20 protein-coding genes and 1 riboswitch are annotated in these 20,147 nt (G+C 60.5%); of the genes, 17 read left to right on the top strand and 3 right to left on the bottom strand.

Translation table 11 applies throughout. The annotated features are described in order from the left end of the window. Positions 1-5 precede the first annotated feature (5 nt). On the bottom strand, positions 6-641 hold the full coding sequence (locus GZH79_RS12920; protein ID WP_211644187.1) for an SRPBCC family protein: 636 nt from the start codon (positions 639-641) through the stop codon (positions 6-8). A 120-nt stretch (positions 642-761) separates the two neighbouring features. Continuing rightward, a complete protein-coding gene (locus GZH79_RS12915) occupies positions 762-1,625 on the bottom strand; it encodes a hypothetical protein (protein ID WP_211644234.1) in 864 nt (287 codons plus the stop codon). Positions 1,626-1,744: 119 nt separating this feature from the next. Between GZH79_RS12915 and miaB the strand changes: the two genes are divergently transcribed. The 8 genes from miaB (at position 1,745) to metK (ending at position 9,467) form a co-directional block, all read left to right on the top strand. Further along, entirely contained in the window at positions 1,745-3,055 is a 1,311-nt protein-coding gene (gene miaB, locus GZH79_RS12910; protein ID WP_211644186.1) for a tRNA (N6-isopentenyl adenosine(37)-C2)-methylthiotransferase MiaB, read from the top strand. A 195-nt stretch (positions 3,056-3,250) separates the two neighbouring features. After that, the gene (locus tag GZH79_RS12905) at positions 3,251-3,802 is read left to right on the top strand and encodes an OmpA family protein (protein ID WP_211644185.1); all 552 of its coding nucleotides are present in this window, start codon (positions 3,251-3,253) and stop codon (positions 3,800-3,802) included. 11 nt (positions 3,803-3,813) lie between these two features. After that, positions 3,814-4,146: a hypothetical protein gene (locus tag GZH79_RS12900; protein ID WP_211644184.1), complete on the top strand. Its 333-nt coding sequence runs from the start codon at positions 3,814-3,816 to the stop codon at positions 4,144-4,146. A gap of 131 nt (positions 4,147-4,277) precedes the next feature. Next, a complete protein-coding gene (locus GZH79_RS12895) occupies positions 4,278-5,294 on the top strand; it encodes a PhoH family protein (protein WP_211644183.1) in 1,017 nt (338 codons plus the stop codon). Between the two features lie 9 nt (positions 5,295-5,303). After that, positions 5,304-5,804 carry an rRNA maturation RNase YbeY gene (ybeY, locus tag GZH79_RS12890; protein ID WP_211644182.1) on the top strand — a complete coding sequence of 167 codons (501 nt, stop codon included), beginning with the start codon at positions 5,304-5,306 and terminating at the stop codon, positions 5,802-5,804. A 23-nt stretch (positions 5,805-5,827) separates the two neighbouring features. Next, the gene (locus GZH79_RS12885; protein ID WP_211644181.1) at positions 5,828-6,703 is read left to right on the top strand and encodes a hemolysin family protein; all 876 of its coding nucleotides are present in this window, start codon (positions 5,828-5,830) and stop codon (positions 6,701-6,703) included. A gap of 2 nt (positions 6,704-6,705) precedes the next feature. Then, the gene (lnt, locus tag GZH79_RS12880; protein WP_211644180.1) at positions 6,706-8,199 is read left to right on the top strand and encodes an apolipoprotein N-acyltransferase; all 1,494 of its coding nucleotides are present in this window, start codon (positions 6,706-6,708) and stop codon (positions 8,197-8,199) included. A gap of 32 nt (positions 8,200-8,231) precedes the next feature. Continuing rightward, a riboswitch (SAM-SAH riboswitch) is annotated at positions 8,232-8,280 on the top strand. A gap of 5 nt (positions 8,281-8,285) precedes the next feature. Continuing rightward, complete coding sequence (gene metK, locus GZH79_RS12875) at positions 8,286-9,467, top strand: methionine adenosyltransferase (protein ID WP_211644179.1); 1,182 nt, start codon at positions 8,286-8,288, stop codon at positions 9,465-9,467. A gap of 123 nt (positions 9,468-9,590) precedes the next feature. On the opposite strand, the gene proB is transcribed toward metK, so the two are convergent. Continuing rightward, positions 9,591-10,751, bottom strand: coding sequence for a glutamate 5-kinase (proB, locus tag GZH79_RS12870; RefSeq protein WP_211644178.1), 1,161 nt, complete (start codon positions 10,749-10,751; stop codon positions 9,591-9,593). Between the two features lie 274 nt (positions 10,752-11,025). Here proB and GZH79_RS12865 point away from each other — a divergent pair, with 274 nt between their 5' ends. The 9 genes from GZH79_RS12865 to ihfB all read left to right on the top strand — a co-directional run bounded on the left by GZH79_RS12865 (position 11,026) and on the right by ihfB (position 20,130). Continuing rightward, positions 11,026-11,805 (top strand): pyrroline-5-carboxylate reductase, encoded by a 780-nt coding sequence (locus tag GZH79_RS12865; RefSeq protein ID WP_211644177.1) that lies wholly within the window; start codon positions 11,026-11,028, stop codon positions 11,803-11,805. Positions 11,806-11,842: 37 nt separating this feature from the next. Next, positions 11,843-13,117 carry a glutamate-5-semialdehyde dehydrogenase gene (locus tag GZH79_RS12860; protein ID WP_211644176.1) on the top strand — a complete coding sequence of 425 codons (1,275 nt, stop codon included), beginning with the start codon at positions 11,843-11,845 and terminating at the stop codon, positions 13,115-13,117. 219 nt (positions 13,118-13,336) lie between these two features. Beyond that, positions 13,337-14,086, top strand: coding sequence for a dienelactone hydrolase family protein (locus tag GZH79_RS12855; RefSeq protein WP_211644175.1), 750 nt, complete (start codon positions 13,337-13,339; stop codon positions 14,084-14,086). A 37-nt stretch (positions 14,087-14,123) separates the two neighbouring features. Continuing rightward, positions 14,124-14,855, top strand: coding sequence for a tRNA (guanine(46)-N(7))-methyltransferase TrmB (locus tag GZH79_RS12850; protein WP_211644174.1), 732 nt, complete (start codon positions 14,124-14,126; stop codon positions 14,853-14,855). Between the two features lie 80 nt (positions 14,856-14,935). Continuing rightward, positions 14,936-16,288, top strand: coding sequence for a 3-phosphoshikimate 1-carboxyvinyltransferase (gene aroA, locus GZH79_RS12845; RefSeq protein WP_211644173.1), 1,353 nt, complete (start codon positions 14,936-14,938; stop codon positions 16,286-16,288). After that, positions 16,285-16,902, top strand: a complete 618-nt coding sequence (locus tag GZH79_RS12840) for a d(CMP) kinase (protein ID WP_211644172.1) — start codon at positions 16,285-16,287, stop codon at positions 16,900-16,902. The genes aroA and GZH79_RS12840 overlap by 4 nt, the downstream gene beginning before the upstream one ends. Before the next feature lie 119 nt (positions 16,903-17,021). Further along, on the top strand, positions 17,022-17,654 hold the full coding sequence (locus GZH79_RS12835; protein ID WP_211644171.1) for an NAD(P)H-dependent oxidoreductase: 633 nt from the start codon (positions 17,022-17,024) through the stop codon (positions 17,652-17,654). Positions 17,655-17,867: 213 nt separating this feature from the next. Beyond that, positions 17,868-19,547 (top strand): 30S ribosomal protein S1, encoded by a 1,680-nt coding sequence (gene rpsA, locus GZH79_RS12830; RefSeq protein ID WP_211644170.1) that lies wholly within the window; start codon positions 17,868-17,870, stop codon positions 19,545-19,547. 283 nt (positions 19,548-19,830) lie between these two features. Continuing rightward, entirely contained in the window at positions 19,831-20,130 is a 300-nt protein-coding gene (gene ihfB / locus GZH79_RS12825) for an integration host factor subunit beta (protein ID WP_283094808.1), read from the top strand. Positions 20,131-20,147: the final 17 nt, after the last annotated feature.

Below are 20,147 nucleotides of genomic sequence, written 5' to 3'. Positions count from 1 at the left end.
ATGGATCAGGATTTGCGGTTGGCAGAGGTGGCGATTTCGCCCGCCTCCAGCAGCATTTTCAGGCGTTTCAGCTCTCGGCGGCCCTGCAGGTGTGGTTCCGCCTGAAACACCTTGGCGACCCAGCGGCCCAGTTCACCCATCGGTGGTTTATAGGCGATGATCGCTTCGACCTGTGTGCCGCGTCCGCCGGGGGCGTCGTGAAAATGGACTTTGCCCTGCGTTTCGATGTCGGAATTTTCGGTGGACTGCCATGCGATCTGTGTAGGTGCATCGTCGGTCACGATCCGCGTTTCGACATGAATATCGCGGCCCAGCGGCCCTGTGATTGTCCAGTGGGTCAGGTCGCCGTCGACGCTGATCTCGCGGACGTTTTCCATGAACGTCGGCAGATTTTCAAAATTGCGCCAATAGGCATAGATGTCGCTGCGGGGGCGGTCGATGGTCACGGTGCGTCCGACCACGGCCTTGCGTCCGAACCGCAATTGCCGCGCGGTGCGGCCCGGCGCGCTGTCGGGCGGGCGGGATGCGACGCGATTGCGGGTTTGCGCCTGATAAAACAGCGCGGCACCCGCCAGTCCGGCGGCGGTGACGACCAATGCGCCCAGACCGCTGTTGCGTCCACTTCGATGTCTGTTTGTCATTGTCGGCCTCCAACTCTCGCGCGTCTGCGATTTGGAAACGGACGTTGGGGTGCCGATGTTCCGGCAACATTTGTTGGGGCCGGTTTGGCGGAAACGACCCGTGTCGTGTCTAGCGTGCGGTCAGAACCATTGCCCCGGTTCCATCAGCCCCAACGCCAGCAATTGCTGCGAATGCCATTCGAACGGGGCAGAGTTGTGCCAGCGGAACGTCTTGATATGCGGGGCAGATCCGGGGTTGCGGGCCAACGCCTTGGCCGTGCGGAACGACACGACGCTTGCTGTCAGGCTGTTGTGCCACGGGCAGGCATAGGTGTTGTATTCGGGGTCATTCGCCGTGTGATCCGCCCTGATCCGCAAGCCGTTCTTGGCCAGAAACAACGATGTGCGGTCGATCCTGCGGCGCGGCACGGGCACGTGTTCCTCGAACCGCCAGCGCAATCCGCCGAAAAAATTGAACTGCCGGTCGATATCGTTGTTCCACGCGTCCTGACGCGCCAGTGCATAATAACCGGACCGATCAAGATACGCGTCATCCATGCTGACCGCAGTGGGATGGGCGTGCAGATCGCCCGCATAGATGTCGATAATGAAATTCAGGATCGTATGCCGGCGTTCTTCCATCGAGAACCCGATCATCTCGCCCACGGTCCGTGTTTCGCAAAATGGAAAAAACAGATATTCGGAATTGTAGCAGTAGAACAGCCATTGGCCTTCTGCGATTTCGATGACACCGTTCACGATGTTTTCCAGCGCGCCGTCATCCAGCACATCCGTGTACACGCGGGTAATCAGGGGCGCTACATCAGGGGCCACGTCGATATTGGCAAGACCGAACGCGATCACCCGCCGGAATCCGCTTTCCAGATGATGCCGCAGGGTGCTGTCGACCTCGACATCGTCTTCCAGCAGGATCAACGCGATGGGGCCCTTGCCAATCGCGCCTTTCTCGGCCTTCAGAAACGCTGTCAAAGAGGGATAAATCATCGGTGCCGGGTCAGCCTTGGGGTCTGCGGCACCGTCTGCGAAATCGCAGTCCATTGCAAGACGAGGCGACAGGGGTTAGGGAACGCACGCCCTCTGCCCCCTGCCAGCGAGTGATCCCGATGTCCGCGCCCCGCAAGCTTTTCGTCAAGACCTATGGCTGCCAAATGAACGTCTATGACAGCGAACGCATGTCAGAAGCGTTAGGCGGGCAGGGCTATGTGACGACCGACCGGCCCGAAGACGCGGACATGATCCTGCTGAACACCTGCCATATCCGCGAAAAAGCGGCGGAAAAGGTGTATTCCGAACTGGGCCGCCTGCGCCCGCTCAAGGATGCGAACCCCGATCTGAAAATCGGCGTGGCAGGCTGTGTGGCACAGGCCGAAGGCGAAGAAATCATGCGCCGTGCGCCCGTTGTCGATCTGGTCGTCGGTCCACAAAGTTATCACCGTCTGCCCGCAATGGACGCCGCCGTACGCAGCGGCAAGCGGGCGCTGGACACCGATTTCCCCGAAGACGACAAATTCGACACGTTGAAATCGCGCGGCAAGGCAAAGCGCGCGCCTTCGGCATTTCTGACCGTGCAGGAAGGCTGCGACAAATTCTGTGCCTTCTGCGTGGTCCCCTATACCCGCGGGGCAGAGGTCAGCCGCCCCGCCACCCGTGTTATTGCCGAAGCCCGCGAACTGGTGGACGCAGGTGTGGCGGAACTGACGTTGCTGGGGCAGAACGTGAACGCCTATCACGGCCACGACGGCGGATTGGCCGGATTGATCCGGGAACTGGCCCTGATCGACGGGCTGGAACGCATCCGGTTTACCACATCGCATCCCAACGACATGGATGATGCGCTGATCGCGGCGCATGGCGATTGCGCCAAACTGATGCCCTATCTGCATTTGCCCGTGCAATCGGGGTCCGACCGCATTCTTAAGGCGATGAACCGCAAACATACGGCGGCGGGTTATATCCGCCTGATCGAACGCATCCGTGCGGCCCGCCCCGATATCTTGCTGTCGGGTGATTTCATCGTCGGGTTCCCCGGTGAAACCGAAGACGATTTTCAGGCGACAATGGATCTGATCCGTACGGTGAACTACGGGCAGGCCTATTCGTTCAAGTATTCCACACGCCCCGGCACCCCCGCAGCCGAAAAACCGCAACTGCCAGAAGACGTGATGAACGACCGCCTGCAACGGCTTCAGGCGCTGCTGACCGAACAGCAACGCGCGATCCAGGCCAGCATGGTCGGCCGCGAGGTCGGCGTCCTGTTCGAAAAGAAGGGCCGCATCGACGGCCAGCTGATCGGCAAGTCAGATTATCTGCACGCCGTTTATGCCGACGCGCCCGAAACCGCATTGGGGCAGGTGCGGCGTGTCCGGATCGAAACCGCTGGCCCGAATTCGCTGGGCGGCGTTCTGATCGACTGATGGCACGGCACTGCGTATTCCACATTCGCTGCAAAAAGTGACGATTGGGCGGCTATTGTTGCCCCATTGGACACAATATATGGAAAAAAGCATCCCCTGATGAACCATACTTGCTAGAAACATGGCGATTGTGTGTTAATACAGTGCAAGACCTACTTCTGCTTGTAGCTGCCGATTTATCGAGGGGATTGCGACGTGGCATTGAAACTAAAATATATTTTGAACGCAGGGCTTGCCGCGGCCTTGGCTGCCGGCTTGATCGCCAGCAGCGCGTCGGCGCAGCAGAACGGCGAAATTTATCGCCCGACGATCTGGATCGACCCCGATGGTTGCGAACATTGGGCGATGGATGACGGCGCCGAAGGTTACATGTCGCCACACCGCACCCGTGACGGCCGTCCGGTCTGCCATCGGTCTGAAATTTGCGGGGTGATCCCGACCGATACGCTGTTCGCCACGGATCGTTACCACATCACGAACCACGCCCGTGCCCAGCTGCAAAGCTTTTTCCGGTCCGCCAACGCGTTCGGGTTCATGATCTACGGTCATACCGACAGCCGCGCGTCCGATGAATACAACATCCGCCTGTCCAACAACCGCGCCAGCGCCGTTGCAGGTGTCGCACAAGAGATCGGGGCACGTGTCGTCGATGTCAAAGGCTTTGGCGAACGCCAGCCGCGCGCGACCAACAACACCGCCGCCGGGATGCAGCAGAACCGCCGCGTCGAAATCTACTGCATCCGTTAAGGGGAATGGACATGAACTGCTTTAAACTGTTTGGCCTGATCCTGGCGGGCACGGCGCTGACCGCCTGTGCCGATCTGGATTTGGCCGCGACGCCGGGCGACAAAAGCGTCGATCGCGGCATCAACTCTCACCATCTGTCGACGCTGATTGCGGGCGTCTGGGTCGACCCCAACGGCTGTGACCATTGGATCATCGACGACGGCGTCGAAGGCTACCTGTCCGAACGCATGACGCCGGACGGTCGTCCGGTCTGTTCCGGGGTTGCCCCGCCAAACACCGCGGTCGGCCCATTCAAGGCCGGATCCTCGATCCCGGACCCGGTCCGGGCCAGCAACTTTCGGTAAAGATCAAAAGCCGCGGATCGGATCCGCGGCTTTTTTCTTGGGCCGGGGCAACCCAAGCTGGCATCAACGGGTTGCACTTGGTGACAAGCGTTGCCACCTTCACCCACACAGGCGTTAACCCGGAGACTTGATTGGCCCAAAGCACCCCCACCGTCGCGGACATTGACGCCCCTGCCGGCGCCCTTGAATTTCCAGACAACTTTCTGCTGATCGACCTGTGCGGTCAGTATGACAGCAATCTTGCAGCCATCGAAAGCGCGCTTGGCGTGCAGATCCTGCGCCGTGGCAACCGGTTAGAGGTGCTGGGCGAACCCGATGCCCGTCAATCCGCCCGCGATATCCTGCAATCGCTGTATCAGCGGTTGGAATCGGGCCGCACGCTGGAACCCGGCGATGTGACCGGGGCGCTGCGGATGGGGGTCGATAATGGACCGCCACTGGCTGGCGACCAAAAGGAAATGTTCAAAGGCACGACCGCCGACCGCGTCGAAATTAAGACCCGCAAGAAACTGGTCGAACCGCGCACAGACGCGCAAAAAGCCTATGTCCGGTCCTTGTTCGACAATGAACTGTCGTTCGGCATCGGTCCCGCCGGAACGGGCAAGACCTATCTGGCGGTCGCGGTCGCGGTGAACCATTTCATCAGCGGCAATGTCGACAAGATCATCCTTGCACGTCCCGCTGTCGAGGCGGGCGAAAAGCTGGGCTATCTGCCCGGCGACATGAAGGACAAGGTCGATCCCTACATGCAGCCGCTTTATGATGCGCTGAACGACTTTTTCCCCGCCAAGCAGGTCGCCAAGCTGATCGAGGAAAAGCGGATCGAGATTGCACCACTTGCGTTCATGCGGGGCCGTACACTGGCCCGCGCTGCCGTCGTGCTGGACGAAGCGCAGAACGCCACGTCAATGCAGATGAAAATGTTCCTGACGCGTCTGGGCGAAGGGTCGCGCATGACAATTACCGGCGACCGCACCCAGATCGATCTGCCGCGCGGTGTCAGTTCGGGGTTGTGGGATGCAGAACGGTTGCTGAAAAACATCCCCAAGATCAGCTTCAACTACTTCACCTCCAAGGACGTGGTGCGGCACCCGCTGGTAGCAGCCATCATCGAAGCCTACGAGGCGGAAGAAGCCAAGAAGGTGTGACCCGACCACATGGCCGTTGATCTGATTTGCGAAGATCCGCGCTGGGATGCGCTGAACCTTGCGGCGCTGGCCGCACCCGCCTGTGCGGCCGCACTGGCAGAGGTCGGTCTGGACCCCGATGATTGGGACATCAGCCTGCTGGGCTGCGATGATGTGCGGATTGCGGCGCTGAATGCCGATTTTCGCGGCAAGCCGTCACCGACGAACGTTTTGTCGTGGCCGTCGGATGAACGTGCGGCCGGGATCGACGGCGAAATGCCGCCGCCACCCGACCCGTCCGACCCGGAACTGGGCGACATCGCCATCGCCTATGATACCTGTGCCAAAGAAGCCGAAGCCGCAGCAAAACCCATCGCTGAACACGCGACGCATCTTATTGTGCACGCAACCCTGCATCTGCTGGGGTTCGATCACGAACGCGACGGCGATGCCGACTTGATGGAAGGCTTGGAGTCGCGGATACTTGTCGCTATGGGGTATGCGGACCCATATGGCGAAGACGCCGGGTAAAGGCACGATCAGGCAGAGGGCCAATGAACGACACCGATGACAGGTCAAGCGAAACAGACAGTCGCGACGACCAGACCGAAGATGACAGTCGCGGATTTTTCGCGCGCCTGTTCGAGGCACTAAGCCCGAATGATGACACCCGTGACCTGACACCGGAAAACCTGCGCGCCAGCGGGGCCGCAGCGCCCATGTTGGGGATGCTGAACCTGCGCCGGCTCAAGGTCGAGGACGTCGCCGTTCCAAAGGCGGATATCACCGCCTCGCCCGTTACAGCATCCAAGGACGATTTGGTCGAGGTATTCCGTCAAAGCGGTCTGACGCGTCTGCCGGTGTTCGACGGTACGCTGGACACACCCATGGGGTTCGTGAACCTCAAGGATTTTGCGCTGAAATACGGTTTCAACGGTGACGCGACCGCCTTTGATCTGCGCGCACTGCTGCGACCGCTGCTGTATGTGCCGCCCTCGATGCATCTGGGCATCCTGCTGGCAAAGATGCAAACCGAACGCATCCATATGGCACTTGTGATCGACGAATACGGTGGCACAGACGGGTTGGTCACAATCGAGGATTTGATCGAACAGGTCGTCGGTGCGATCGAAGACGAACACGATGTCGAAGAAGCGCAAAGCTGGACCGAAGAATCGCCCGGCGTCTACATCGTGCAAGCCAAGACCGGACTGGAAGAGTTCGAGGCCGAAATCGGCATGAACCTGACCGAACACGAAGAAATCGACGAAGAGGAAATCGACAGTCTTGGTGGTCTGGTCTTCATGCTGACAGGGCATGTGCCCGTCCGGGGAGAGGTCATTCAGCACCCTGACGGTCCCGAATTCGAGGTTCTGGATGCCGACCCGCGCCGCATCAAGCGGCTGCGGGTGCGCATGCCAAAGGCCTGACAATGACACTGGCACGCGTCTGGACTGCATCCGCTTGGCTGCGGCTGGCCGGGCTTTTGGCGCTTGGCGTGTTCATCGCGTTGTCGCATGCTCCCTTTGATCTGTGGCCCGCTGCCATGCTGGGCTGGGCGCTGGCGCTGGCGGTCCTGACAACTGCGCCGACCCTGCGCGCCGCAATGGTGGCCATGGGTGCGCTGGGGCTGGGGTATTTCGGGTTCACCCTGCGCTGGCTGGTAGAACCGTTTTTGGTGGATGCGGCGACGTGGGGCTGGGCTGCCCCCTTGGGTGTTAGCCTGATGGCGCTACGCGAAACCCTGTTCTGGGTCGTGGCCGTTGCCGCCGCGCGGTTGATCGGGGCAGGGCGTCTGCCCGCATTGGTCCTGTGCCTTACCTTGGCAGAAGCGTTGCGCGGCTATTTGTTCACCGGGTTTCCGTGGGCTTTGATCGGCCATGCGCTGATCCCGATGCCCTTGTCGCAATTGGCGGCCTTTGGTGGGCCACATCTGCTGACGCTGCTATTGCTGATCATCTCTGCAGGGCTGGTGATGCTGGCCCGTGGCCGCTGGTGGGGGGGTGTCCCTGCTGTTCTGGCAGGCCTTGCCCTGCCGCTGCTGGCCCCCGGTCCGGCAGACACGGTGGATGGTCCGCTGATCCGCATCGTGCAGCCCAACGCACCGCAGGATGAAAAGTGGGACCCCGAACGCAATCGCGTGTTTTTCAACCGGATGATGGATGCAACCCGCGCGGACCCCGTGCCGGACCTGATCGTCTGGCCCGAAACCGCCATTCCCGTCCGGCTTGATTATTCCTGGCCCGAACTGGAAGCGATGGCCGACGCCGCCCGTGGCGCACCGCTGATCACCGGGATCAACCGGGTCGAAGACGGACAGTATTACAATAGCCTGATCGTGTTAGGGCGTGGTGCGCAGGTGCAGGACGTTTACGACAAATCCCATCTGGTGCCGTTCGGGGAATATGTGCCCTTTGGTGACGTGCTGAAATCGCTGGGTGTGCGCGGGCTTGCCCCGTCCGATGGCGGCGGCTTTGCCAAAGGCCTGCCGCGTCAGTCGCTGATCGACCTGCCGGGCATCGGCGCCGCGCGGGCGCTGATCTGCTACGAAGGTATCTTTGCCGAAGAAATCACGGTGGCGGGCGCGAGACCCCGGCTACTGGTCATGATCACGAACGACGCCTGGTTCGGCGAGGCGGCAGGCCCGCAACAACATCTGGCGCAGGCCCGACTGCGGGCCATCGAACAGGGCCTGCCGATGGTGCGGTCCGCCAACACCGGCATCAGCGCAATGATCGACGCGCGCGGCCGGATCCTTGCGTCACTGCCATTGGGACAGGCGGGCCACATCGACGCGGCACTGCCACCCGCGCTGTCGCCCACAGTCTATACACGGTGGGGCGATTGGCCCGTTATGTTGCTTGTTCTGTTGGGGCTCTGCGCCACCTGGGGGGCGAAGCGGCGCGGCCATAAAGTTGCCGCTTGACCCCTCTATAGCAACCGCCTACGCCGCATCATCCCCCGTTCCAACGGCTTCCTGACGGGACGGGATCACATTACCGGAGCACTTTCATGGCACGCCAAGACTACATTTTTACCTCGGAATCCGTCTCCGAAGGTCACCCTGACAAGGTCTGTGATCGCATTTCCGACGCCATCCTTGACGCATTTCTTGCAGAAGAACCCGAAGCGCGTGTCGCCTGCGAGACATTCGCCACGACAAACCGCGTCGTCATCGGCGGAGAGGTCGGCCTGTCCGACAAATCCCGTCTGGCGGAATTCAAGCAAAGCGTGCCCGACATCGCCCGCGCCTGCATCAAGGACATCGGTTACGAACAGGACAAGTTCCACCACGAAACTGTGGAAATCACGAACCTGCTGCACAACCAGTCTGCCCATATCGCTCAAGGCGTCGACAGCGCCGAAGGCAAGGACGAAGGGGCCGGCGATCAGGGGATCATGTTCGGTTACGCCTGCACCGAAACGCCCGACCTGATGCCTGCGCCGATCCAGTATGCCCACGCCATCCTGCGCCGTCTGGCAGAGGTGCGCAAATCCGGGGCCGAACCGCTGCTGCGCCCCGATGCCAAAAGCCAGATCAGCCTGCGCTATGCCAATGGCAAACCGGTCGAGGTCATGCAGATCGTGTTGTCCACCCAGCACGAATCCGATGCCCAGTCGCAGGCCGATATCCGTGCCATCGTCGAACCCTATATCCGCGAAACGCTGCCCGACGGTTTCATCACCGATGCGACCGAATGGTGGGTCAACCCGACCGGCACATTCGTGATCGGCGGGCCGGACGGCGATGCGGGCCTGACGGGCCGCAAGATCATCGTGGATACCTACGGCGGGGCCGCCCCGCACGGTGGTGGCGCCTTTTCCGGCAAGGACCCGACCAAGGTGGACCGCTCTGCCGCCTATGCCGCGCGTTATCTGGCGAAAAACATCGTGGCTTCCGGCATGGCGACCCGCTGCACGCTGCAACTGTCCTATGCCATCGGCATCGCCAAACCGCTGTCGATCTACGTCGACATGCACGGCACCGGACAGGTCCACGAATCCGCAGTGGAACGGATCATTCCGCAGGTGATGGACCTGACCCCGCAGGGCATCCGCACGCATCTGGGGCTGAACCGCGCAATCTATGCCCGCACGGCGGCCTATGGCCACTTTGGCCGTGCGCCGCAGGACGACGGCGGTTTCAGCTGGGAACGCACCGACCTTGCCGACGCCCTGACCCGCGCGGTCTGATCGGTGTTCTGAGTGTTGCAAAGGGCGGGCCATTGGCCCGCCCTTTTTGCTGTCATGAAGACTGCGAAAGCAGGCTATGCGCCCGATACGCCGGATGCATCGGGCCCGGTCGCGCGCGATTGATTATGCTGGAACAACGATTTTCTGATCGTGTTCAGGTGCTTCAAGCTGAAGATGATTTTCCTCAAGCACGAGGATGTTTTCGGCGCCAATGATATCGCTCTTCGTCTTGTAGCCGATGACATTCTCGACAGGCATATCCAGATGCCGCGCCAGCAGCATTGTTTCTTCGGACGAGAAATTTGTCAGCCCGCGGGCGATTTCCTGACCATCCTCATCATATACGTGCAGAACGTCGCCCTTGGTGAAATCGCCCTGAAGCGAGGTGACGTCCATCCGGCTGATCCCACGCTTTTTGGTCACGATGCCTTCTGCAACTTCATTCGAGACGACGAGCGCGCCGGACACCTGTAGCCGGTTGCTAAGCCATACTTTCAATGGCGAAGCTGTTTCGCCCCGCACCAGACAGCGCGTGAAACGGCGCTCGTTGTTAAGAACAGAGGACACAGGACGTTCGATAATGCCCTCTGCAATAATCGTTTCGACGCCCGCATTCTGCGCCATATTTGCCGCATGCATTTTCGTCAGCATACCGCCGCTGCCCAATGCGCTGATGCTGGTGGTTGAATCCAGATGCTCGCTGACGTCTTCGATTTCATGGATGAAAGTCGCGTCAGGATCCGACGGGTCGCGATCATACAGACCATCGACACTGGTGAGGATGATCAGTTTATCCGCCTCTACCATTTGGGCCACTTTGGCCGACAGACGGTCATTGTCGCCAACACGCAGGTCGCGCGTTGCAATGGTATCGTTCTCGTTGATGATCGGCATGATGTCGTTTTCGAACAATCTTAGCATGGTGTTTTTGATGTTCAGAAAACGGCGGCGTTCTTCCATATCTTCGACGGTCACCAGCATCTGCGCGACTTCCAGATCGTACTCTGATGCGACCTGACGGTAGGCGTTCATCAGCAGTGGCTGACCGCAGGCGGCTGCTGCCTGCTTGTCCAGAATGCCTGCGTCCTCGGGTCGTTTTCCGATCATATTCAACCCCAGCGCAACCGATCCGGACGACGTCAAAACAATATTATGTCCCTCTCGCTGAAGCTGCGCCAAGTCGCTTAGCAGGCCGTTCATAAAAGCATAACGCAGTGTCAGATTGTCGCTATTGGCAAGCAAGCTTGATCCGATCTTGATCACGATCTTTTTCTTCGTCGACATATAGCATCTCCGTTAACAGTTTGTTTTAAGTAGGAAAATACTATCCGTTTGCGTCCTTGGACGTAGCCGTATAGCAAGCCCTCATTCAGGTGTTCGGGGGTCGTATAACACGCACTCCCGCTGCGAATGCAAACAGGTTGCTGCGATGCAGCGCAGTTTGTTTGCCTATTTGCTCCGCTTGGCGCCGATAAAAATCTACCGGTTGATCCAGCGCCCCATCAAAAGGGTGCGGCACACGATGTGTGCAGGACGGTCGAAGACAAGGAGACCGAAATTGAAGATACTTTTGCTCGGATGTGGCAAGATGGGTGGCGCGATGTTGCGTCAATGGGTCAATCACGACGGCAACCAGTTTACGGTCGCCGATCCCGCAGCCATAGACCTGCCAAAAGGCGTGACGCATGTCACAAAAGCGACATCGCTGCCGACGGCAGAATTTGACGTCATTGTCATCGCCATCAAGCCGCAGATGATCGCTGACCTGCTGCCCGATTACAGTGCCGCATTGAAACCGGGCGGCTGTTTTGTGTCGATCGCGGCAGGCTGCAGTGTGGCCACATTGGCGGGTATCGTCGGCGAAGCCGCGATTATGCGCGTCATGCCCAATTTGGCGGCCATGGTCGGGATGGGGGTGTCGGGGCTTTATGCAAATCCGGTCTGCACCAAACAGCAGATCGATGAAGTCACCGCGTTTATCTCTCAGACAGGCAGCTGTGTCCCCCTCGCCAGCGAGGATGAAATCGACCGGCTCACCGCTGTAAGTGGTAGCGGGCCGGGATATGTGTTCGAGATCATGCGCAGCTATGTGGATGCCGCAATGCGCTTGGGGTTTGATGAACAGACATCCCGCACGCTGGTGTTTGATACCATCGCCGGCACGATTGAGACCGCCCGACAGTCGGATGCGTCGCTGGCAGATTTGCGAAACTCCGTGACCAGCAAGAACGGCACGACACAGGCCGGATTGGACGCGTTGCGACGTGGCGGGCAACTGGACGCGCTTTTGGATGATACGGTGCAGGCCGCATATCGACGCGCCGCCGCGTTGAAATAAATACCGCGCGACACGCGCAGCCTACAGGAGACATGATATGAACGATATGAGCATCGAAACAAAGCCGATGGACGTCACAGAAATCGTTGCACAGCTTGGCCAGCGCGCAAAAACCGCGGCGCAAAAGCTTGCTTTGGCGACAGCAGAACAGCGCAATCAGGCATTGCACGAAGCGGCAAAGGAACTGCGCGCGCGGACGAGCGAAATTCTGACTGCAAACGCGGCCGATCTGGACAGCATCAGCGGTAAGGACGCGGCGTTTATCGACCGCTTGACCCTGACCAAAGACCGCGTGGCCGCCATGGCGGACGCCGTCACCGCCATCGCGGAACAATCCGATCCGTTGGGCCGGACCCTTGCAAGTTTTGATCGACCCAATGGCCTGAAGATCGACCGCGTCAGTGTGCCGATCGGTGTCATCGCGATGATCTACGAATCCCGCCCCAACGTGGGCTCCGATGCGGGTGCGCTTTGTGTGAAATCCGGCAATGCCGTCATCCTGCGCGGCGGTTCCGAAAGCCTGCATTCCTCGCGCGTTATCGTCGCGTGTCTGGCAGCGGGCCTAAAGGCGGCAGGTCTGCCCGAAGATGCCGTTCAACTGGTCGATACCCGTGACCGCGAGGCCGTCAAGCTGCTTTTGCACAGCACAGACACGGTTGATCTGGTCATTCCGCGTGGCGGACGCGGATTGGTTTCGCTCGTGCAAAAAGAGGCACGGGTGCCGACGCTGCTGCATCTGGATGGCAATAACCACAGTTACATCCATTCCAGCGCAGATATCGAAAAAGCCGTTGGCATCGTTCAGAACGCCAAAATGCGCCGGACCGGCATCTGTGGCGCGACAGAGTGCGTTGTCATCGACCGCGACATCGCGGCTGGTGTGTTGCCGCGCTTGGCGCAGGCCCTTGGGGATTGCGAACTTCGTGGTGACGCCGAAGCGCAAGGTATTCTGCCGGGCATCGTTGCCGCAACCGACGAAGATTGGGACACAGAATATCTAAGCAATATCATCTCTGTCAAAATTGTAGGTGACCTGAACGAGGCCATTGCATTCGTGCAGGACCATTCGTCAGGCCACACGGACGCGATCATCTCCGAAGATATGGAGGCTGCAAAACGCTTTATGACGGCCATTGATTCAGCCGTCGTCATGCACAACGCGTCAACCCAGTTCGCGGACGGGGGCGAGTTTGGTATGGGTGCCGAAATTGGGATCGCGACAGGTAAAATGCACGCACGCGGACCAGTCGGGGCAGAGCAATTGACCAGTTTCAAATATCTCGTCTTTGGAACCGGTCAGCAACGGCCGTAGGTTAGGATGGCGCGCAAAGTTGAAAACGCGACGGCTGCTTAAAAGCTGCAAGCCGAAATTCCTTTGATCAACGCAGGGGGCAAAGGTCCAAACACCGGGCATTGCAGGTGCGTATGTTATGCTGCGGCATCCTGCCGCCGCACATATCCTGCATCCCGCCCGCGACTTTACCCTGCGTAGCACTACATCCACGCCATCAGTCACCTCAGGGAGAGACACATGAAAACCATCGCCATGACCGCCGCCGCCAGCCTGATCGCGGGTGCCGTACAGGCAGAGCTGATCGGTGAATACCACAGCTACGACATCGACGGCGTCACGTTCGAAGGCTACGTCGCCACCAACACCGATCTGGAAACGCCGCGCGGCACAGTGCTGATCGTCCACGACTGGGACGGCATGACCGATTACGAAGAACGCCGCGCCGACATGCTGGCGGCACAGGGATATACCGCATTTGCCATCGACGTTTACGGCGCCGATACCGACCCGCAGGGCATGGAAGAGTATCAGGCGCTGTCGGGCGAGATGTACGGCGACCGCGACACCTTTCGCGCGCGTCTGATGGGGGCCATCGCAGAAGCCGCGAACATCACCGGTGCGACGGATAACATCGTGATGATCGGCTATTGTTTCGGCGGGGCCGCCGTTCTGGAAGCGGCGCGCGCAGGCGCTGATATCGACGGTTTCGTCAGCTTCCACGGCGGGCTCGACCTGCCAGAGGGGCAGGACTATTCAGGCGTGCAGGCCCCGGTCATGCTGTTCCACGGCTCTGCCGATCCGGTGTCCGGCATGGACGCGCTGGCCAGCCTACTGACCGATCTGAACGCGGCTGGCGTCACCCACGGGGCAGAGGTTTTCGGCGGTGCGCGCCACAGCTTTACCGTGTTCGGGTCTGACGATTACGACCTGACTGCCGATCAGGGATCATGGGACGGGTTGCAGACCTTTCTGTCCGACAGCCTGTAACTTGCAGCGAGGGGTGTCATTGGTCTAAAGGACCGCCATGACACAGGACCGACACCCCTCTGGCGCCCCGTGGCGCAATTTTTATGGCCGTTTCAAGGGCAAGACGATCCGTGCGAGCCAAAAGGATTATCTGGACAACGATCTGGATAATCTGTCGCCCGGTCCGGTCGGTTGGGATGTGAACCCCGACCGCACCCCGCTTGACCCCGACGCGATCTTTGACGGCAAACCGCTGTGGCTGGAAATCGGATTTGGCGGTGGCGAACATTTGATCGGCATGGCGCAGGCCAACCGCGATGTCGGCATCATCGGCTGCGAACCTTTCATCAATGGCGTGGCGATGCTGCTGGGCAAGGTCCGGCAGGCCGATGTCGACAACCTGCGCGTCCATCCCGGCGATGTGCGCGATCTGTTCGACGTCTTGCCCGATGCCTGTCTGGACAAGGCATTCCTGAACTACCCTGACCCCTGGCCCAAGGCGCGCCACCATCGCAGGCGCTTCGTCACGCAGGAACATCTGCAACCGCTGGCGCGCTGCATGAAACCGGGTGCCGAATTCCGCGTGGCGACCGACATTCCCGATTACGTACGCCAGACGCTGGAACAGGTGCCGCAGGCGGGGTTCACATGGACCGCCGAACGCCCCGCCGACTGGCGGGACCCTTGGGACGACTGGATCAGCACCCGCTACGAACAAAAGGCGATCCGCGAAGACCGCACGCCGCACTACCTGACATTCCTGCGTGACGGCGAAACCACCACAGGCTGACGCGCCCTGACCACCTGTCCGGTCTTTTCCCTCACGGGCAGGTGGGGTAGGGATCGGACGCGCAGCAAAGGAAGCCCGATATGTCCGGCCACGGCACCCCCATTCCCATGACGTCCTCGCCCTGCGGGCCGCTGACCGGCACGGCCCCTGTGCCGGGTGACAAGTCAATTTCGCATCGCGCGCTGATTTTGGGCGCGCTGTCGATTGGCGAAACGCGCATCACCGGCCTGCTGGAAGGCGACGATGTACTGGACACCGCGCGGGCGATGCGGGCCTTTGGCGCGACCGTCACGGATCACGGCGGTGGGGCGTGGTCGGTGCAGGGCGTCGGCGTTGGTGGCTTTGCCGAACCCGATGGCGTGATCGACTGCGGCAATTCCGGCACTGGTGTGCGGCTGATCATGGGGGCGATGGCCACCAGCCCGATCACCGCGACCTTTACCGGCGACGCATCGCTGAACGGGCGCCCGATGGGCCGCGTAACCGACCCGCTGGCCCTGTTCGGCGCGCACGCCGTCGGCCGCGAGGGTGGCCGTCTGCCCATGACCATCGCGGGCGCACACGATCCGCTGCCGGTGCGCTACACCGTGCCGGTGCCGTCCGCGCAGGTGAAATCCGCGGTGCTGCTGGCGGGGCTGAATGCGCCCGGCGAAACCATTGTGATCGAACACGAACCGACCCGCGACCATACCGAACGGATGCTGTCCGGTTTCGGCGCTGAAATCACGGTCGAGGATACCGACGAAGGCCGTATCATCACGCTGCAGGGCCAGCCGGAACTGCAAGCCCAGCAGATCGCCGTGCCGCGTGATCCCAGCTCTGCCGCGTTTCCGGTCTGTGCAGCGCTGATCGTGCCGGGGTCCGACGTGCTGGTGCCGGGGATCGGCCTGAACCCGACCCGTGCGGGGCTGTTCACCACCCTGCGCGACATGGGCGCCGATCTGACCTATGAAAACGAACGGATCGAAGGCGGCGAACCCGTGGCCGACCTGCGCGCCCGCTACAGCCCCGACATGCAGGGTATCAGCGTGCCGCCGGATCGTGCGGCAAGTATGATCGACGAATATCCCGTGTTGTCGGTCGTTGCGGCCTGCGCCCGCGGCGTCACCGACATGCAGGGCGTCAAAGAACTGCGCGTCAAGGAAAGCGACCGGATCGACGCGATGGCTCAGGGCCTGCGCGCCTGCGGTGTCATCGTGGATGACGGGCCTGACTGGTGGCGCGTGCATGGTCTGGGGGCCGGTGGCGTGCCCGGTGGTGCGACCGTCGCCAGCCGGCTGGACCACCGGATCGCCATGGCGTTCATGGTGCTGGGCATGGCGGCGCAGCAGCCGGTCAGCGTCGACGACGGTCGCCCGATCACGACATCCTTTCCGATCTTCGAGCCGTTGATGGCCGATCTGGGCGCGCAACTTTCCCGGTCGGGCGCATGAAGCTGACGGTCGCTGTCGACGGTCCTGCTGCGGCGGGCAAGGGCACGCTGTCGCGCGCGCTGGCCGCGCATTTCGGCTTTGCCTATCTGGACACGGGGTTGTTGTATCGTGCGGTCGGCGCAGGTGTCTTGGCCGGGGGCGCACCGATCGACGTGGCGCGCGGGCTTGACCCTGCCGATCTGGAAAATCCCGCCTTGCGCACGCAGGCTGTGGCCGATGCCGCCAGCCGCGTCGCCGTGATCCCCGATGTGCGGCAGGCGCTGGTCGATTTTCAGCGCGGTTTTGCCCGCCGTGACGGGGGCGCGGTGCTGGACGGGCGTGACATCGGCACGGTCATCTGCCCCGACGCCCCGGTCAAGCTGTTCGTGACTGCCCGCGCCGAAACCCGCGCGGAACGGCGGTATCTGGAACTGCGCGACAGCGGCCAGCCTGCTGACCGTGCTGCCATTCTGGCGGACGTACAGGCCCGCGACGCCCGCGACGCAAATCGCGCGACAGCCCCCCTCCGACCTGCCGCTGATGCCGTGATCCTTGACACGTCGGACCTGTCGGCTGACGCCGTACTGGCGCAGGCCATTGCCATCGTCACCCGTGCCTTGCCCGCGCGCGACTGACTGCATCGCCGCACATCCCATGTGCGACAAAATCGCTACTTTCTGATCCGGGGTCCCCTATTTCAAACACAGAACACAGCCCGCAATTGGGCGTGGAAATGACAGGAAATGACCCGATCATGCTGATGGATGACCTTCAGTGGCGTTACGCCACCAAAAAGATGGACCCGTCGAAAACCGTGCCCGACGACAAGGTCGACGCCATTCTGGAAGCGCTGCGCCTGGCACCCACATCCAGCGGCACCCAGCCGTTCGAAGTGCTGGTGATCACCAACAAGGATATCCGCGCCAAGCTGTCAGACGCATCCTTTGGCCAGAAGCAGCTTGTCGACGGCAGTCACGTTCTGGTGTTCGCCGTCTGGGATGACTACACCAACGACCGCATCGACATGGTCCGCGACGAAACCGGTGCTGCGCGCGGCGGTGTCACCGACCAGTTGCGTCAGTACTACGAAGGACTGAAGGGCAATCTGGTGGGCCGCGATGCCGACATCAATGTCCAGCATGCCGCCAAACAGGCCTATATTGCGCTGGGCGTGGCGATGGTCGCCGCCGCCGCACACCGCGTTGACAGCACCCCGATGGAAGGCTTTGATCCCGATGCCTTTGACGAAATTCTGGGTCTGCGGGACCGCGGGCTGCGGTCGTCGGTGATGCTGGTTCTGGGCTACCGTGCCGCCGAAGGCGACTGGCTGGTGGATGCCGCCAAGGTGCGCCGCGCCGAAGATCGCCTGTTCACCCGGATCGACTGACCCGGCGGGGCTTGCGATATGGCGGCCTGCGTAGTATGCAACGCAGGCCGAAGCATCGAGACAGGTGCGGGCATGAGACTCGAGCAGGGTCGGTATTGTACCGGCCCTGTTGTTTTATGTCCCGTATCGATGATGCGGCCAATTGCAATCCAAAGACCGGCGGAGACAACCGTTCGGCCCGTATAAAACGTCAGATTAGGAAAAAAGCGCCACATGGCAAGCAACACAAGCATGGAAGAATTCGAAGCCCTGTTGAACGAGAGCTTCGAGATCGACACCCCCTCCGAGGGTTCGGTCGTCAAGGGCAAGGTCATCGCGATCGAAGCGGGACAAGCCATCATCGACGTCGGCTACAAGATGGAAGGCCGCATCGATCTTAAGGAATTTGCAGAACCCGGCGAAGAGCCCAACCTGTCCGTCGGTGACGAGGTTGAAGTGTTTCTGCGTCAGGTCGAAAACGCACGTGGCGAAGCCGTCATTTCGCGTGAAATGGCCCGCCGCGAAGAAGCTTGGGACCGTCTGGAAAAGGCCTATGCCGATGAACTGCGCGTCGATGGCGCGATCTTTGGCCGCGTAAAAGGTGGTTTCACCGTCGATCTGGGCGGCGCTGTCGCGTTCCTGCCCGGCTCTCAGGTTGATGTCCGCCCCGTGCGCGATGCTGGCCCGCTGATGGGTCTGAAACAGCCGTTCCAGATCCTGAAAATGGACCGTCGCCGTGGCAACATCGTTGTGTCGCGTCGTGCCATCCTTGAAGAATCCCGTGCCGAACAGCGCGCCGAAGTCATCGGCAACCTGCACGAAGGCCAGGAAGTTGACGGCGTCGTCAAGAACATCACCGAATACGGTGCGTTCGTTGATCTGGGCGGTGTCGATGGTCTGTTGCACGTGACCGACATGGCGTGGCGCCGTGTGAACCACCCGTCCGAAATCCTGACGATCGGTGAAACGATCAAGGTGCAGGTCATCAAGATCAACAAGGAAACCCACCGTATCAGCCTGGGCATGAAACAGCTGCAGGACGATCCGTGGGATGCCGTCGAAGCCAAGTACACGCTTGATTCCACCCATTCCGGCCGCGTGACGAACATTACCGATTACGGTGCATTCGTCGAACTGGAACCCGGCGTCGAAGGTCTGGTTCACGTGTCCGAAATGTCATGGACCAAAAAGAACGTGCACCCCGGCAAGATCGTTTCGACCTCTCAGGAAGTCGAAGTGATGGTGTTGGAAATCGACAGCGCGAAACGCCGTGTGTCGCTGGGTCTGAAGCAGACACAGCGCAACCCATGGGAAGTGTTCGCTGAAACGCACCCCGAAGGCACCGAAGTCGAAGGCGAAGTCAAGAACATCACCGAATTCGGTCTGTTTGTTGGCCTCGAAGGCGACATTGACGGCATGGTCCACCTGTCCGACCTGACATGGGAAGGCCGTGGCGAAGACGTCATCGGCGATTTCCGCAAGGGTGACATGGTCAAGGCCAAGGTATCCGAAGTCGACGTCGAAAAAGAGCGTATCTCGCTTTCGATCAAGGCGCTGGACGGTGATCCCTTTGCCGACGCCATTGGTGGCGTGAAGCGCGGTTCGATCATCACGGTCGAAGTGACCAAGATCGAAGACGGCGGCATCGAAGTCGATTATGAAGGCATGAAATCCTTTATTCGTCGTTCCGATCTGTCGCGTGACCGGTCCGAACAGCGCCCCGAACGTTTCGGCGTGGGCGACAAGGTCGATGCGCGTGTGACCAATATCGATTCAAAGACCCGCAAGCTGGGCCTGTCGATCAAGGCACGCGAAATCGCGGAAGAAAAAGAAGCTGTCGAACAGTACGGCTCCTCTGATTCCGGCGCATCGCTGGGCGACATTCTGGGTGCGGCGCTGAAGGGCGACGAGTAACCTTTCTTCATTGAATGATGACGGAACGGCCCCGCCAGAGCGATCTGGCGGGGCCGTTTTTATATCTGCTTGCGCGAATCGGCCCGGGGAACGCGGTTGCCCATAACGCTGCGCGAATGCGCAACTGTTCCATAAACTATAACAATTTCATGAAAATCCGCGCCGGTGGCTGCGTCAATTACGTTTTTCGCGGCAGAATCTGTGAACGACGTTTTCAAACTTGCGCAGATCGGTAATAAACTTGGACACGGTGGCGGGACCTTTTGGACCCCGGACACACGACATGCATGTGGAGGGTGAGATGATCCGGTCGGAGCTGATACAGAAGATTGCCGATGATAATCCCCATTTGTATCAGCGTGACGTTGAACGGATCGTCAGCACGATATTCGATCAGATCACTGACGCTCTTGTGCGTGGCGAACGTGTCGAACTGCGCGGCTTTGGGGCGTTTTCTGTCAAAAAGCGTGACGGTCGGATTGGGCGGAACCCAAGGACGGGTGAATCGGTTGAAGTCGAAGAGAAGCATGTGCCATTCTTCAAGACAGGCAAACTGCTGCGCGACCGCCTGAACGGGTCCTGATCCCGTTCTGCGCCATT

It is taken from the genome of Loktanella sp. SALINAS62 (assembly GCF_018263905.1).
GTDB lineage: Bacteria > Pseudomonadota > Alphaproteobacteria > Rhodobacterales > Rhodobacteraceae > Loktanella.
Note: the sequence above shows the minus strand (reverse complement) of the source record. Positions and strands in the feature narration are given on the sequence as shown.

Excerpts from the sequence above, each read along its gene's own strand:
- GZH79_RS12920 (WP_211644187.1), bottom strand. The coding sequence starts at position 641 with ATGACAAACAGACATCGAAGTGGACGCAACAGCGGTCTGGGCGCATTG.
- GZH79_RS12915 (WP_211644234.1), bottom strand. The coding sequence starts at position 1,625 with ATGATTTATCCCTCTTTGACAGCGTTTCTGAAGGCCGAGAAAGGCGCG.
- miaB (WP_211644186.1), top strand. The coding sequence starts at position 1,745 with ATGTCCGCGCCCCGCAAGCTTTTCGTCAAGACCTATGGCTGCCAAATG.
- GZH79_RS12900 (WP_211644184.1), top strand. The coding sequence starts at position 3,814 with ATGAACTGCTTTAAACTGTTTGGCCTGATCCTGGCGGGCACGGCGCTG.
- ybeY (WP_211644182.1), top strand. The coding sequence starts at position 5,304 with ATGGCCGTTGATCTGATTTGCGAAGATCCGCGCTGGGATGCGCTGAAC.
- GZH79_RS12885 (WP_211644181.1), top strand. The coding sequence starts at position 5,828 with ATGAACGACACCGATGACAGGTCAAGCGAAACAGACAGTCGCGACGAC.
- lnt (WP_211644180.1), top strand. The coding sequence starts at position 6,706 with ATGACACTGGCACGCGTCTGGACTGCATCCGCTTGGCTGCGGCTGGCC.
- metK (WP_211644179.1), top strand. The coding sequence starts at position 8,286 with ATGGCACGCCAAGACTACATTTTTACCTCGGAATCCGTCTCCGAAGGT.
- proB (WP_211644178.1), bottom strand. The coding sequence starts at position 10,751 with ATGTCGACGAAGAAAAAGATCGTGATCAAGATCGGATCAAGCTTGCTT.
- GZH79_RS12860 (WP_211644176.1), top strand. The coding sequence starts at position 11,843 with ATGAACGATATGAGCATCGAAACAAAGCCGATGGACGTCACAGAAATC.
- GZH79_RS12855 (WP_211644175.1), top strand. The coding sequence starts at position 13,337 with ATGAAAACCATCGCCATGACCGCCGCCGCCAGCCTGATCGCGGGTGCC.
- GZH79_RS12850 (WP_211644174.1), top strand. The coding sequence starts at position 14,124 with ATGACACAGGACCGACACCCCTCTGGCGCCCCGTGGCGCAATTTTTAT.
- aroA (WP_211644173.1), top strand. The coding sequence starts at position 14,936 with ATGTCCGGCCACGGCACCCCCATTCCCATGACGTCCTCGCCCTGCGGG.
- GZH79_RS12840 (WP_211644172.1), top strand. The coding sequence starts at position 16,285 with ATGAAGCTGACGGTCGCTGTCGACGGTCCTGCTGCGGCGGGCAAGGGC.
- GZH79_RS12835 (WP_211644171.1), top strand. The coding sequence starts at position 17,022 with ATGCTGATGGATGACCTTCAGTGGCGTTACGCCACCAAAAAGATGGAC.
- rpsA (WP_211644170.1), top strand. The coding sequence starts at position 17,868 with ATGGCAAGCAACACAAGCATGGAAGAATTCGAAGCCCTGTTGAACGAG.
- ihfB (WP_283094808.1), top strand. The coding sequence starts at position 19,831 with ATGCATGTGGAGGGTGAGATGATCCGGTCGGAGCTGATACAGAAGATT.